General features: G+C 36.2%; 14 protein-coding genes. 13 read left to right on the forward strand and 1 reads right to left on the reverse strand.

The genetic code is table 11. The features are described 5' to 3' along the window. Window positions 1-111: 111 nt before the first annotated feature. The 4 genes from EA412_09605 to EA412_09620 all read left to right on the forward strand — a co-directional run bounded on the left by EA412_09605 (window position 112) and on the right by EA412_09620 (window position 5,164). Window positions 112-1,701, forward strand: a complete 1,590-nt coding sequence (locus tag EA412_09605; protein TVR77946.1) for a LysM peptidoglycan-binding domain-containing protein — start codon at window positions 112-114, stop codon at window positions 1,699-1,701. Window positions 1,702-1,708: 7 nt separating this feature from the next. After that, window positions 1,709-3,685: an ABC transporter ATP-binding protein gene (locus EA412_09610; GenBank protein ID TVR77947.1), complete on the forward strand. Its 1,977-nt coding sequence runs from the start codon at window positions 1,709-1,711 to the stop codon at window positions 3,683-3,685. A 70-nt stretch (window positions 3,686-3,755) separates the two neighbouring features. Then, window positions 3,756-4,538: a 2-(1,2-epoxy-1,2-dihydrophenyl)acetyl-CoA isomerase gene (locus EA412_09615; protein ID TVR77948.1), complete on the forward strand. Its 783-nt coding sequence runs from the start codon at window positions 3,756-3,758 to the stop codon at window positions 4,536-4,538. 56 nt (window positions 4,539-4,594) lie between these two features. Next, on the forward strand, window positions 4,595-5,164 hold the full coding sequence (locus tag EA412_09620) for a methyltransferase (GenBank protein ID TVR77949.1): 570 nt from the start codon (window positions 4,595-4,597) through the stop codon (window positions 5,162-5,164). On the opposite strand, the gene EA412_09625 is transcribed toward EA412_09620, so the two are convergent. After that, window positions 5,161-5,622, reverse strand: coding sequence for a hemerythrin domain-containing protein (locus EA412_09625; protein ID TVR77950.1), 462 nt, complete (start codon window positions 5,620-5,622; stop codon window positions 5,161-5,163). The genes EA412_09620 and EA412_09625 overlap by 4 nt on opposite strands. A 76-nt stretch (window positions 5,623-5,698) precedes the next feature. Here EA412_09625 and EA412_09630 point away from each other — a divergent pair, with 76 nt between their 5' ends. The 9 genes from EA412_09630 to EA412_09670 all read left to right on the forward strand — a co-directional run bounded on the left by EA412_09630 (window position 5,699) and on the right by EA412_09670 (window position 15,327). Beyond that, complete coding sequence (locus tag EA412_09630; GenBank protein ID TVR77951.1) at window positions 5,699-6,067, forward strand: hypothetical protein; 369 nt, start codon at window positions 5,699-5,701, stop codon at window positions 6,065-6,067. Window positions 6,068-6,180: 113 nt separating this feature from the next. Then, entirely contained in the window at window positions 6,181-6,594 is a 414-nt protein-coding gene (locus EA412_09635; protein ID TVR77952.1) for a hypothetical protein, read from the forward strand. 86 nt (window positions 6,595-6,680) lie between these two features. Then, window positions 6,681-8,207, forward strand: a complete 1,527-nt coding sequence (locus tag EA412_09640) for a hypothetical protein (protein ID TVR77953.1) — start codon at window positions 6,681-6,683, stop codon at window positions 8,205-8,207. A gap of 87 nt (window positions 8,208-8,294) precedes the next feature. Further along, entirely contained in the window at window positions 8,295-9,752 is a 1,458-nt protein-coding gene (locus EA412_09645; GenBank protein ID TVR77954.1) for an aldehyde dehydrogenase family protein, read from the forward strand. A gap of 12 nt (window positions 9,753-9,764) precedes the next feature. Next, window positions 9,765-10,541, forward strand: a complete 777-nt coding sequence (locus EA412_09650) for a cyclase family protein (protein ID TVR77955.1) — start codon at window positions 9,765-9,767, stop codon at window positions 10,539-10,541. A 63-nt stretch (window positions 10,542-10,604) separates the two neighbouring features. Beyond that, window positions 10,605-11,810, forward strand: a complete 1,206-nt coding sequence (locus EA412_09655) for an aspartate aminotransferase family protein (GenBank protein ID TVR77956.1) — start codon at window positions 10,605-10,607, stop codon at window positions 11,808-11,810. A gap of 9 nt (window positions 11,811-11,819) precedes the next feature. Further along, window positions 11,820-12,770: a hypothetical protein gene (locus EA412_09660; GenBank protein TVR77957.1), complete on the forward strand. Its 951-nt coding sequence runs from the start codon at window positions 11,820-11,822 to the stop codon at window positions 12,768-12,770. 31 nt (window positions 12,771-12,801) lie between these two features. Continuing rightward, window positions 12,802-14,031, forward strand: a complete 1,230-nt coding sequence (locus tag EA412_09665; protein TVR77958.1) for a phosphoglycerate dehydrogenase — start codon at window positions 12,802-12,804, stop codon at window positions 14,029-14,031. 84 nt (window positions 14,032-14,115) lie between these two features. Continuing rightward, complete coding sequence (locus EA412_09670) at window positions 14,116-15,327, forward strand: FAD-dependent oxidoreductase (GenBank protein ID TVR77959.1); 1,212 nt, start codon at window positions 14,116-14,118, stop codon at window positions 15,325-15,327. The last annotated feature ends 249 nt before the right edge of the window (window positions 15,328-15,576 follow it).

A 15,576-nucleotide genomic window follows, 5' to 3' on the forward strand; every position in this document is an offset into this window, starting at 1 on the left:
ATAAATCTATTTAAGGTCTTTGTGGTCTCACTATTTTCGCGGAAATTTGCAATTTCAATATATAAATTGGGGAAATTTAAAACTTAAAACACCGTTTTAAACAAAAAATCAATGCTTAAATTCAAAAAACTCAGTATTACTGTTATAACCCTCATTTTTAGCAGTAGTTTATTTGCCGGTGATTTAATGCCGGTTTATGAAAGTGTTGATGTAAAATCTGACACGGCATCTCTTGCTTATACTACTGAAGAATTTGAAGAGGAATCCTTTTACGTGGCTTGTACCCTTGATAGTATGTTAGTTAACCTATACAAGGGATATAAGTCTGAAAATCAGGCACATTTTTTTGGTTTTGACACAAGCGCATTACCCCATTATTCGGATTCAACATTGCATGCCTGGTTGAGGCAAATGCCGGTTGTAATGCCCTTTGCGTTCAATAACAGAGTTAAAAGATTTATTGAATTATACGCATATCAAAGAAGGCAGCAAGTAGCTCATATGTTAGTTCTTGGAGAAACCTATTTCCCGATTTTTGAAGAAGCCCTTGAAAGAAAAGGAATGCCACATGAATTAAAGTACCTTCCGGTTGTAGAGTCAGCCTTAAACAACCATGCAGTATCGAGAGTTGGAGCAACGGGAATATGGCAAATTATGCAACCTACCGGACGAATGCTGGGGCTAACTATCAATTCTGTTGTGGATGAGCGACGCGACCCTTATAAAGCTACTGAAGCGGCTTTAAATTATCTGGAAAGCTTACACAACATTTATGGAGACTGGTTGCTGGCATTAGCTGCATATAATTGCGGGCCGGGGAATCTTAACAGAGCCATTCGCAGGTCGGGGGGAAAAAGAAATTATTGGGAGTTGCTTCCTTATATCCCTCGCGAAACAAGGGGCTATGTACCTGCATTTATTGGAGCTGCTTTTGTAATGAATTATCATAATAAGTTTAACATTAGGCCGGTTGAAAATGATTATCAATGGATGGCAACAGATACTATAATGATAAAAGATAGAATTACGTTTTCACTCATTTCAGAAAAGCTGGGAATTCCAAAAGAAACAATTGAATATTTAAACCCTGCCTATAGGGCAAAATTTATCCCTGAGTCCGGAAATGGCTTTCCTTTAAAGCTGCCGATAGAGTATTTAGCCTCTTTTGAAGCAAATGCAGATACATTATTTGCAATGGAAAGAAAGGCTGCTCCTGTTGATCCTGTGCCGGCAGTTACTCAAGCGGCGAGCCAAAGAACAATAGTGCCGGAAAACTCTGTAAGACTGCATTATACCGTAAAAGAAGGCGATAATATAGGCTTTATTGCTGAGTGGTATGACGTTAGGGCACAAGACATTCGAGACTGGAATAATATCAGAGGTAATATTATAAGAGTTGGTCAGCGATTAACCATTTTTGTTCCGGAAGGCAATGCGGATAAATACAGAGGCATTAATGACATGGACTTTGCTCAAAAAAGAGCATATTTATCTTCAAAAAGAACAAACCCGGGTGTTTCTGCCACCATTGATCCGGAAAAATGCGACTGCGAACTATATACGGTTCGCTCAGGGGATACCCTTTGGGACATTTCCAGAAAATACCCGGAAGTGAGCGTTGACGACCTTAGGCGCGCCAATAACCTTAGTGACTCACGAACCTTGAGGCCGGGAATGGTACTCAAAATAAAACAACCATAATCAGACTATGTTTTTTGCAAATAATTTAGAAATAACATTAGGAGGAAAACTTCTCATGGATAGCATTTCTTTCGTTGTTAATCCCGGCGATAGAATTGGCTTAATTGGTAGAAACGGAGCAGGCAAAACAACTCTTTTAAGATTGTTAAACGGAGAAAATAAGCCTGACAGCGGAGAGGTTGAAGTACCCTCAGATTACTCTATCGGCTTCCTGAAACAGGAAATAAACATAGAAGGGGATGAAACCGTAAGAAAAGAAGCTTCAAAAGCTTTCAAAGAGCTAAATGCCTTAATCGATAAAATCCAGGCTGTAGAAGATAAAATCCAAAAATTTGAAGAGTTTGAATCCGATGACTATATGGATACGCTTGATCAGTTACACCAATTGAATGAAAGCGCCGGAATTTTGGGGATTGAACAGGTAAACAAAAGTGTTGAACAGGTACTAATGGGACTTGGATTTTTGAGAGAGGAACTGGATAAACCGGTTAGTCATTTCAGCGGAGGCTGGCAAATGCGAATAGAACTCGCAAAAGTTTTATTAAGTAATCCGGATTTAGTTTTACTGGATGAGCCAACCAACCACCTTGACATAGAATCAGTTCAGTGGTTAGAATCTTATTTAAAAAGTTTTAAAGGAGCCATTATCTTAGTTTCTCACGACCGTGCATTTTTAGATAAGGTTATTAACAGAACTTTTGAGCTGGTAAATGGCAAGTTATATCATCATAAAGGAAATTTTTCGGAATATGAAGAAGTAAAAGAAGAGCGTAAACGATTGATGCTGTCTGAGCGGGAGAATATGATGAAAAAGATTTCTCAGATGGAACGAAATGTAGAGCGATTCCGCGCAAAAGCCAGTAAAGCAAAGTTTGCTCAGTCACTTGTGAAAAAGCTCGATAAAATGGAAAATGTGCTTCCGGAAGCCGAAGAAGAAGACCTGGAAAATATAAAATTCGCATTTCCTGAAGCTCCTCCCAGCGGCAAGTGGATCTTTAAAACATATAATTTGGGACATGCTTATGGGGAGAAAAAAGTCCTGAATAATATCAATGTATTTTTTGAGCGATTTGACAGAGTTGCTTTTGTTGGCAGAAACGGAGAAGGAAAAACGACCTTGTCGCGGATAATTGCAAAGAATATGGAGCACACAGAAGGAAAAGCTGAGTGGGGACATAACGTAAAAGTGGGTTATTATGCACAGCACCAGGCAGATTTAATTGCCGGAAATCAAACGGTTTTAAATGTAATTGAAAATGCTGCTGACGAAAAAATGAGACCTAAAGCAAGGAGTTTACTCGGAGCATTTTTATTCTCGGGGGATGATGTATTCAAGAAAGTGTCTGTACTTTCCGGTGGGGAGAAAAGTCGTTTGGCCCTGGCAAAACTATTATTGGATCCGGTTAATTTTTTGATTTTAGATGAGCCTACAAACCACCTTGACTTACGCTCTAAGGAGGTTTTGAAAAAAGCACTTTTAGCATTTGGCGGAACACTAATTGTGGTATCTCACGACAGGGATTTTCTAAAAGGACTTACCAACAAAGTCCTTGAATTTAAAAACAGAAAAGTAAAAGAACATCTGGGAGATATTTACGAATATCTTGAAAAAGAGAAACTTTCAGATATCAGAGAGCTGGAGCGAAAAGATAAACAACAATCTTCAAAACAGAAAGTACCGATTTCAGACAAGCAAAGCCAATTTTTTGAAAAAAAAGAGCTGGCAAAGAAAGTAAAAAAACTAAAAAACGAGTTTTCTAAGCAGGAAAGCTTAATCACCCAACTGGAAAAAGAACAACAAAAAACTGAAGAAAAATTAGCTGACCCTGAAAATTATAACGGTTCTTCACCGGATCCTGAACTCTTAAAAGTCTATGGTGAAATGAAGAAAAAAATAGCTGAGGCAGAAAGCTTGTGGGAAAAACTGGGTGAAGAGATGGAAGATGCACAAAATAAGTTAAATTCATTGGAAAACTTACAATGAAAAAACGGATTTACTAATAGTGGTTTTTTAACTCAGTTAAAAAATTACTAAGTTTGAATAAAATTAATCTATGTACAATACTTTAAAGTATGAACTAAAAAATGGGGTAGCTACGATATCCCTTAACAGGCCTGAAGTTTATAATGCGTTTAACGAAGAGATGAGTTTTGATTTACAAAAAGCATTAAAAGAGGCCTCAAAAGACGACAATGTAAGGGTTTTAGTTTTAACAGGAGAAGGAAAAGCCTTTTGTTCCGGTCAGGATTTAAAAGATATTAAAGGCAAACTGGGGGATAGAAATCTGGGAGAATCTGTCCATAAAAGATATAATCCTATTATTTCGTCTATTCGAAAAATGCCCAAACCGGTGATTTGCCGATTAAACGGAGTTGCGGCAGGCGCAGGCTGTTCTTTGGCTTTGGCATGTGATATAGTTATTGCCGCTGAAAATGTAGTTATGACTGAAGTTTTTATAAAAATCGGATTAGTGCTTGATTCGGGCTCGTCCTATTTTTTACCCAGACTAATGGGATATCACAGAGCTTTTGAACTGGCTACAAAGGGAGACAAAATTACCGCAGTAGAAGCATTAGAATTTGGTATGGTCAATAAAGTTGTACCGGCAGATCAATTAGACCGGGCGGTTAAAGAGCTTACAGATTATTATGCAAAAGCACCCACCAAAGCAGTAGGTCTGATAAAGTCTATGCTTAACAAGTCTTATCATAAAAATCTTGAGGAAATGCTAAATGAAGAGGCTTATGCGCAGGAAATTGCCGGATATACAGCCGATTATAAAGAAGGAGTTACAGCTTTTTTAGAAAAAAGACCTCCGGAATATAAAGGAAAATAAAATATAAATGTAAACATTCATGCGTGAATCACGTATGAAGTATTTAATTCTAAAACATGGTAAACACAAAAAAAAGATTGGTTTTTCTCAAAGAATTCTTTAAGGATTTTAAAGTTGCTTCTTTAATACCAACATCTAATACAGCAGTCAAAAACGCCCTTGACAAATTAAATCTCGAGACCAAAAAAACGGTCGTAGAGTATGGCCCGGGCGAAGGTGTTTTTACCTATGCCATTCTTGAAAGATTACCGGCAGACAGCAAATTAATTGTCATTGAAACAAACCTTGAGTTTATTAATATTCTCAATAAAATAGATGACGAAAGGTTAATTGTATTACATGACTCAGCAGAAAACATTGAAGCCCTTATGGAAAAGGAAGACTGTGCTTCAGTAGATGTGATTATTTCAGGCATCCCCTTATCGCTATTACCCAAAGCGGTAGTTACTAAAATAATTCAAAACTCCTGTAAAAGCCTGAGTGAAAACGGTATTTTATTCATCTATCAACATTCATTTTTTGCAATGAAATTTCTCAAAAAAGAGTTTACTACTGTTGAAAAATATTTTGAGCCTATGAATTTGCCGCCCCTGTTTTTTATGAAAGCTCTTAAAAATAAGGTTTAACGGTTATTTAGCATCCGACTCAATTCATTTAATTCTTCTTCAGACAAAGTTTTTTGAATTTCTTCAAAAAGAACTCTTTCTTCCTTTCTGATATGTTTTTCCAATGTGTGGGCAAATGTGTCCATAAGCTCAACATCAGGAATTTGACTATCCAACTTTTCAATTAAAGAACTCATTAATTTGTGTTCCCCTGTCAATTCTGTTGTCAACATTTCAATTTTTTCAGAGTAGCCCTTTGTATATTTAAAAAGAATATCTTCTTCTGTCTGAAAGTGAGGTTTTAGTTTTTTTTCAAATTGTTCCTTTAGATACGTTATTTTATCGTTCGGATCTACAGGCAAATCCCTGTAAACAGGGGCGTTTTTTTTAACTAATTGGGCTAGCAGTAGTCCGTCATGATGATCCCGGGAGAGCTCTATAAGCGCAGCGTGTCTTTTTAGCGGTGTTCTTTTTTCCATCTTTTTCGTTTTATTTAATTTTTTTAGATTAATATTGCTGAATAATATAACATAAATTAACCATTAAAATTTTAAAATGAAAGCCATTACTTTTTTATTTCTTACTGTTTTCATTATGTTTTCAGCATGTAACAGGAAAGACAGTCCTGAAGAAGTTGCTACAAAATTCTTGACTCATTTGTCAAACAATGAAGTACATCTGGCAAAAAGATATGCAACCCGAGAAAGCGGAATGATGCTCGATATGGTGGAAGGTATGAGAAAAAGTTTTGGCACAGAAGATGATTTTGATGACTATGGTGGTATGGTTGTTAAAACCATTAGCTGTGAAATAGAAGGAAACTATGCTAAATGTACCTACTGCTGTAATCAGGCTGAAAATGAAGATGAGATTTTACTCAGAAAGGTAGACGGGGAGTGGTTAGCATACCTGCCAAAAGATTAAAAGAGTTTAAAAGAAAATTTGCTTTTTTATGTGTAAAGAGCTTTAAGGCAATAAATTAAATGTAGAAAACTGTATTCAGTTTTTTAATTTGTTCAAATTTTTGTTTAAGTTAGATGTTTGGAATAATAAAAACAAAAATCATGATACTAAGAAAATATAGCGCTTTTCTGTTTACTGCTCTAATAACCCTTATGATTAGTTTTCTTTCACTAAATCCGGCAGAAGCTGAAAACAGACTAAAGGAAAGAATTAAATCTATGACGATTGAAGATAGAAATGATTTATTGGTGAATGCTCACCAAAAATTTTTTCAACTACCTTATTCCGGAGAAAAAATAAGCAATGAAATCATGCCTGTGGTTACAGCAAAACGTCAAAATTATGCTCCAAACTTTCCTGAGAGAAGTGAAGCCGGAGACCCTACAGAAAACATCCACAAATGGATGATCGAATACCCTGAAGAGCTGGCCGCCTACATTACATACCTGAACGACAAATTCAGAGAATTGGAAGAGTCTGCCCGATAGAAATAAATCCCGGGATAAAAAGATTTTAACATTCTTCTGAGCATTATCAATGCTTCCTTGTTACTTTTGCAATCCATAAACACAGAATGTTAAAATCAAACCTAAAACCCTTTTATATTTTTTTGCTCACTTTCATATTAGTGAGCTTTATCCGTTCTCCGCAATCCAACAGACCTCTTTCTTATCATCATGAATTTTGTACTGCCGTAGCTTTACGTGTTATGGATATATGGTGGGAAAACGGTATAACGGAGTACAACTTTGCTCCTGTTATGACTTATGGTGCTGAAGCAAATAAATTCATTAATAATCATGCAACCGGGAGCATGCAAATGGTTGATGAAGAAGGGAACTACTACTACATTTCACATCCTCCTCTGGCATACTATATGCCATATATCTTATTTAATATTTTTCAATCCCCGCCAAATGTTTTTGGCTTACAATTTTTTCAGTGGATAATACATTTGCTCTGCGGAATATTAATTTTTTACATGGCAAAGCTGCTAATCAGAAAAGTTAAATTACCTGAATATGCAGAAATGTTTGGCATCGTTTGCTTCCTGATTTATATGTTAAACCCGGCAACGCTCTGGTTTCAGGGAAATGTTTATATGTCCGATACGCTGGTTCAGCTGTTTTTTATCTCCTCTCTTTTTTTATGGTGGAACATGTTGACAGATAAACCATTTATCTCTCAAAAATTAGCTTTCCCTTTATTTTTAGTAAGCGGATTCTTAGGGGGACTTACATCCTGGCTTAGTTATCTGCTTGTTGCCGGGCTTTTGTTACATGCTGTTTTTTTTACGGAGAAAAAGCAAAAAATGGTCATTTCATCTGTTCTTTTCGGAGTGGCCCATTTGCTAAGCATTGGCATTACATTTTATCTTTATAGTCGTATAAATGGTTCTGAGGCAGTAATTGCGGAGTGGTTTCAACGATTTGGGCAAAGGGGGGTATCCGGAAATAGCTTTTTGAATATTTTCAGTCATCTAAAAGTTGCTGTGGTAAATTATGGAGTAAATTTCTTTGCAATAATCGTTTTTATTATTGCTTCCGCTTTTTTAGCTTATCCGACGATTAAAAATTTCAAGCATAAAAAAGTTTTTATAAAGCTTCTACTGTCAACTCTACTTCCGGTTTTGCTAATCCATCTTATTTTACCAAACTATGTCGGTCATGATTTTACAACGATTTATTTAGCTCCTTTTTTAGCCTTTTTAGCAGGTGCTTTATGGTTGATTTTATATATAAAATTTAAAAACAATCCCCAGGCTTTTTATTTGGGAAGTGTGATTGCATTACTTTTTTCAGTTATGAATTTTTATGTGATTAACTTGCCGGGCGAACTATCTATAAAGGGTAAAGAATATAAAACATATCAACAAAACGGCAATTTTATAGCCCGATTTAAGGAACAAGATGCTGTCTTTTTTATAGAACAGTCTCCGGCAAATCCTCAGCTTGTTTATTATGCAAAGAGGAATGTTCGTTATGTAGAAAGTCCCGCTGATGCACAAAAATTTCTCGAAGAGAGAAACTATGACAGAGGGCTGCTTTTTTTATATGATAAAAATGGTCTGATTTATCGCTTTGAAGAAATCCAACGCTAAATTCTCAAAAAGAAATAACAATACAACTTTTTATTTAAGTCTAATGTTGTTATATTTAATAGGTTTTCTAATACATAAATACTAATTATGAGTACATCTGCTGAAGCTGTTATTGTTCCAAAGTCAAAAAACACAGATATCGAAAGGTGTGAGCAAGTTTTTAATCTGCAAAAACTAAATCTACAAGCACTAAAAAACACGACTGCCAAAGAAAGAAAGGCAAAGCTGAAAAAATTGATGAATGTAATCATCGAACGAAAGGAAAATATTCAACAGGCGATATATAAAGATTTCCGAAAGGCACCGTCAGAAGTTGATATTTTAGAAATTTACCCTACTTTAACAGAAATAAGGCATACAAGAAAGCATTTGTCTGACTGGATGCGCACGGAAACGGTATCAACGCCAATGACGCATTTCGGATCTTCAGCTGAAATTATGTATGAACCAAAAGGTAGAGTACTGATTATATCACCCTGGAATTATCCTTTCTTTTTGGCAATTGGGCCATTGGTATCAGCTATTGCTGCCGGAAACTCTGTTATAATTAAACCCTCTGAATTTACACCTAACACGGCTTCAGAAATAAAGATATTGATTGAGTTGGTATTCCCGGAAAATGAAGTCGCAGTTATAGAAGGAGATCACGAAATAGGTGCAGAGCTCCTAAAGTTACCTTTTGACCACATTTTTTTTACCGGAAGTCCGGCTGTAGGAAAAATTGTTATGGGAGCTGCCGCTAAAAATCTGACTTCAGTAACACTTGAATTAGGAGGCAAATCTCCTGTTATTGTAGACGAAAGTGCGAAAATTAAAGATGCTGCACAAAAAATTAGCTGGGGTAAATTAATAAACAGCGGTCAAACTTGCATTGCCCCGGACTATCTTTTGGTTCATGAAAAAGTAAAAGATGAATTAATAACTGAAATTATTGCTTCTGTAAAAGATAAATATGAAAGAGACGGACAGGATATCATTTCCAATGGTGATTATTGCCGCATAGTAAACAGAAAGCATCACCAAAGAATAAGCGCATTAATTGAAGACGCCATTGAAAAAGGAGCAAAGGTTCTATATGGCAGTAATGTAGAGGCAGAACAAAATTTTATTGCTCCAACCATACTAACTGACATTAGTGAAGATGCCGAAATAATGCAGGAAGAAATTTTTGGCCCTGTTTTGCCTGTTTTCACCTATAAAAATCCCCAAGAAGCTGTAGATTTTATCCAAAAAAGAGAAAAGCCATTAGCCTTTTATGTCTTTTCAAAAAATAATAAAAACACTGAGTTTTATCTGAAAAATACCACTTCAGGCGGAGTTTTGGTAAACGACACAATTTTACATGTTTCCCATCAGAATCTTCCTTTTGGAGGGGTGAATAATAGCGGCATCGGAAATGCTCACGGAATATTCGGATTCAAAGCTTTTTCTCATGAAAAATCAGTTATGCGACAAAACACTGTTTTTAGCTTGGCAAAATTTATGCATCCGCCTTATAATAAGTTTACAAAAAGGTTGATAGATTTTACTTTAAAGTATTTTTGATATTACCCTATTATGAAATTAAGTTGGTATAATTCCGAGAAAAAATGCTACCAGGCAGATTTAATGAAGCCGCTTGACATTTCCATTCCTTTAGTAGTAAATGCTGATGGGCCAAAAGCTTGGGGAGCTCCCCCATTTTATGCAGAGCCCTGGAAAAGTGAAGATGGAAAATTCGTGGGAGCCGTTTCTGAAGGCGCTCCGGTAAACTTTTTTAATGTACAGATAAATCCTCACGGAAACGGCACACATACAGAATGTGTAGGTCATATTACTGACCGCCCCTTCACCATAAACCAGTGTTTAAGGAGGTTCTGGTTTCCGGCTCTGCTGATTAGCCTCACTCCTGAAGAAACAGAAAATAAAGATCGGGTATTATTAAAAAACCAGATTGAAAATGCTGCTGCCAATTATCAGGATGCAGAGGCACTTATTATTCGAACGTTGCCAAATACTCCCAACAAGAAAATTTATGACTATACCGGTGAAAATCCGGCTTATTTTGATGTGAAAGCACTTCAATGGATGGCGACTGAAACTAATATTAAACATTTACTCACAGACCTTCCCTCTGTTGACAGAGAAAGTGACGGAGGAAAGCTTGCCGGACACAAAGCCTTTTGGCAGTATCCCCACCAAATTCGCGAAGACGCAACCATTACTGAAATGATTTATGTTCCTGAAAGCATACCTGATGGTTTGTATTTGCTAAATATCCAGATTGTCAGTTTTGAGCTGGACGTCAGTCCCAGTAAACCGATATTGTATGCGCTGGAAGAAGAGTCTTCTTAAATTCAGGTTTTCCTAAAAACTAATGCTTGTTATCAATCTGATTTTATCCTTAACTTTGAATTTATGATTTCAAACAGAGAATTATTTCTAAGACATGTAGCTCAAACTTCTACAGCTCCGTTAATGCTTGAAATACAAGAAGCAAAAGGGGTTTATTTATTTGGAAAATCAGGAAAAAAATATCTGGATATGATTTCAGGTATAAGTGTTAGCAGTCTTGGTCACGGACACCCTGAAATAGTTGAAGCTGTAAAACATCAGGCAGAAAAGTTTATGCACCTTATGGTATACGGCGAATACGCCCAATATCCTCAATCAGAATTAGCTCATTTATTATCAGAAAATTTACCGGCATCTTTAAACAGTTGTTATTTTGTAAACTCCGGAGCAGAAGCAACGGAAGGTGCTATGAAGCTGGCTAAGAAAGTTACCGGCAGAAGCGAGATAATCTATTGCAAAAGCTCTTATCATGGCAGTAGCCAGGGAGCACTGAGCATTATGGGTGATGAATATTTTAAGCAAAACTTCAGACCACTATTGCCGGACTGCAAAATGATAGAATATGGCAACAGCTCTGATATAGAAAAAATTAGTAAAAAAACAGCCTGTATTTTTATAGAACCTGTACAGGCAGAATCCGGGGTAACCGTACCTCCGGAGGAATATTTACAGAGCATTAGAAAGAAGTGTGATGAAACCGGGGCGCTTTTAGTGTTTGATGAAATTCAAACCGGTATGGGACGAACCGGAACGCTGTTTGCCTTTGAGCAATCAGGAGTTGTTCCGGATATTTTGCTTTTAGCTAAAGCACTTGGAGGTGGCATGCCAATAGGTACATTTATCGCTTCTAAAAATCTGATGGATAACTTTACCGATAATCCGGTTTTAGGTCATATTACAACTTTTGGAGGGCATCCGGTAAGTTGCGCAGCGGCTAAGGCAAGCCTAAAGGTGATTTTGAGAGAAAAGTTGTGGGAAAATGCACTTCGCCTGGAAGCATTATTTAAAAAAGAACTCAAACATCAAAAAATTGTATCTTTTCGTTCAAAAGGAGCTCTTATGGCAATTGAATTTGAGTCTGAAAAGTTTAACAGGGATGTAATTAGTAAATGTATTGAATCCGGCTTAATCACGGATTGGTTTTTGTTTGCCCCTCATTGTCTTCGGTTAGCGCCTCCTTTAATAATGGATCTGGAAACCGCTAAAAAAGCATCTCAAATAATTCTTCAGGCAATTGAAGAAACCGCTTTAAATGAAAAAACTGCTTAACTTAAAGACATGAAAAAACTGCTTCTTTTATTCTTGCCTGTTTTGTTTTTTTCCTGTCAAAAACTTGATGAAGTAAGCTATAACTATATCCCTCATGAAACAAATACAGACATTACTGTAGAAGACATCTATTATGTGGAAGGTTTGGGAATGATAGCTTGTGGAGGAAACCGATATACAGATGGCCTCTGGTTGAGAAAAGAAGACCATGAAGAAAATTGGATAAGTGACAGTATAACTGATAAAGCATTGTATAAAATCAGATTTGTGAATCCTCTGTTTGGATTAGTTATAGGTTTTGACGGACGCATTTTTCGCACCTTAGATGGAGGAGAAAATTGGAGTTTGTATCAATATGGAAATTATCACCCCTTTCAGGACATAAGTATTGCAAACGACACGGTTATCTATTTAGCCGGTGGCAAAAGTTACAGCAATGGGCAAATTACCAAAACCATAAGTGGAGGAACGCACTGGGAAAGCAGCTCCTTTGAACCTGCTATTCGCTGTTTACATTTTTTTGATAAGGATACCGGATTTGCTGCCGGTTATGGAGTTCTTATGTTTACCCATAATGGCGGAGAAAGTTGGCATAACACAGCTATTCAGGGAGATTTTTTTATCGATATGTTTTTTGTTGACAGAAATGCCGGATTCCTACTGGGTTATCAGGGGAAAGTCTTAAAAACAGTTGATGGCGGAGAAAGCTGGCAAACAGTCTTAGAGGGGAATCGCCTTTTTAGCAGCAGAAATAATCCCGAAAGCATTCATTTTTATGATAAAAATCACGGCATGATTACCGGGAGAAATGGCTTTACGGCATATACTTCAAATAGCGGTAAAACCTGGAAAAAAATTAATGGAATCCCTGATATTCATTTTAAGAGTGTATTTATGATTTCTACCACATCCGCTTATTTAGCCGGAGAAAACGGAACGATTATTGAAGTTTTTCCATAGTAGACTTTTACCCTTATTCTAAAATTAAACCATGAAAAAAACATCTTTTCCAAAAGATAGAATAAAAATACTTTTCCTTGAAAACATTAGTCAAACAGCAAAAATCACCTTTGCAGAAGCGGGCTTTTCTGATATTGAAGAAATTCCGGGAGCTTTATCAGAATCAGAGTTAAAAGAAAAAATTAGAGATGTTCACATTTTGGGCATTCGTTCCAAAACCAAAGTTTCAAAAGCTGTATTGCGAAATGCAAAAAAACTATTAGCAATAGGATGCTTTTGCATAGGAACAAACCAGGTTGATTTAGATGCTGCGGCTGAAGAGGGTATAGCTGTTTTTAACTCACCTTATTCTAATACCCGCTCAGTAGCTGAATTGGTTATTGGTGAAAGTATTTTGTTAATGAGAAAAATCCCTGAAAAAAATGCAGCTGCACACCGGGGAATTTGGAAAAAAGAAGCCACAGCCAGCCATGAGCTGCGTGGTAAAACTATGGGAATTATTGGATACGGACACATAGGGTCTCAGGTTAGTATTTTGGCAGAAAACTTAGGCTTGAAAGTACTTTTCTATGATACAGAAAAAAAATTAGCACTTGGAAATGCACAGCAGATTAGCTCTTTGGATAGTTTACTGGAATCTTCTGATATAATTACTTTGCATATTCCGCTTAGTAAACAAACTTCAAATTTTATCAACCGAAAGAATATCGAAAAAATAAAAGAAGGTGCTGTCATTTTAAACCTGAGTCGTGGAAATGTAATTGACTTGAAAGCATTAAAATCAGCAATTGAAAATAAAAGAATTAAAGGTGCAGCAATTGATGTTTACCCTATTGAACCGGAAAAAAACGGGGATCGCTTTGATTGTATCCTGGCCGGCATGGAAAATGTTATTTTAACCCCTCACATAGGTGGTTCAACATTGGAGGCTCAGGAAAATATTGGCCGGGAAGTAGCTACAAAAATTATTGACTTCATAGATAAGGGGATTTCAACAGGTTCTTTTTCTATACCGGAAATTAGTCTGCCTCCTCAGAAAAATACCAGCCGAATTCTGCATATTCACAAAAATGTACCGGGCATGCTTTCTGAAATAAATAGCGTGGTGGCTAAAGCAGGGTCTAATATTTCAGCTCAGTACCTAAATACTAAAAATGAAATTGGATATGTTGTGCTGGACATCGATAAAGGAAGTGGAAAAAAAGTTTTAAAAGCACTGAATGATATAAAAAATACCATCAAAACCAGAATTTTGTATTAATTTGAAAAACTAAAACTTTAGACCTCTGTTTTTCGATTAAAACCAAACTGACAAAAAAGCGTTTACTGCTTAAAACGATTAACTATGAGCAAACCTATTGCTATTATTGGTGCAGGAATTTCTGGCTTAACCGCTGCACACTACTTAAAAAAAGCCGGAAAAAAAGTTATAGTAATCGAAATTACTGACAGGCCCGGAGGCAGAGTGAAAACGGATAAATTTGATGGTTTTCTCTTAGACCATGGCTTTCAGGTATTATTGACGGCCTATCCGGAGGCAAAAAAAGTGCTGGATTATAGTAAATTGAAATTGAGATACTTCCAACCCGGAGCTCTTATTTTTAATAAGGGAAAAAAAACAATACTATCAGACCCTTTCAAAATGCCCTCAACTTTATTTAGCACCTTGTTTTCCGACGCAGGAACTATAGCCGATAAGTTGAAAATTTTAAAATTAAAAAAACAACTCAGTAAAATATCAATTGAAGAAATTTTTACAAAGAAGGAATTGACGACTCTTGAATATTTAAGGAATTTTGGTTTTTCTGAAAAAATGATTCAACAATTCTTCAGACCTTTTTTGTCAGGCATTTATTTAGAAAAAGAATTGAGAACTTCAAGCCGGATGTTTGAGTTTGTTTTTAAAATGTTTTCGGAAGGAGACGCAGCTATTCCTGCTTTTGGAATCGAAGAAATAAGCAAACAACTGTCTGAGCAACTTTCCGGTGAAGAGTTACTTACCGAAAACGGATATAAAAGCCATGAAGGAAATACAGTTATTTTGGAAAATGGAAGTCAAATAGAAGTAGAGGCTATAATCTTTAGCTTTAATAAAAATCAAAAAGATGAGTGGCGGAGTACGACAAACCTATATTTTTCATCCGGAACTTCACCAGTTGACAGGCCCATTTTATTGCTGAATGCAGATAAAAATTCACTCGTAAATAACATTACCGTTATGTCAGATGTTTCGGGTTCCTATTCTGTAAATGGAAATTCTTTGATATCAGTTACCTTAATCGGTGACTACAGGGATGTAAATGAAGATAAATTAGTTGAGGATGTAAAAAAGGAGCTTTCCCAAAGCTTTGGTAATGTAGATAGCTGGACCCTGGCAAAAATATATCATATAAGAAAAGCATTACCGGAAATTGATTCTTATATCGACTATCCTGATTCTGAAAGCTTACTAAATGAGGACGGAACCTATAATTGTGGAGATTATCACCTCAATCCATCTTTGAATGCCGCAATGAAAAGTGGTCGGTTGGTAGCAGAGAAAATTTTAAACCAATAATGACTATAAGTTTTCAGCCATCAGGGTTATAAAATAATTGAATAATAAAACCTTCGAATAATCGTATAGTGAAGTAAAATGAAAGAAACCGGTTAATTTTAGAAACGTTCTGATTTCTGATTTCTTCATTCAAATGTTCTATTGTTCAAATTAACCATTCCTGTTTTGTGCAATGGGTCACCCAAAATCAAGATTTTTTGTCAATAAAGCACTGATTATCAACATAGAAATTGGGGGCATCAACGTCGC

The organism is Chitinophagaceae bacterium, from assembly GCA_007695095.1.
Classification (GTDB): domain Bacteria; phylum Bacteroidota; class Bacteroidia; order Chitinophagales; family REEL01; genus REEL01.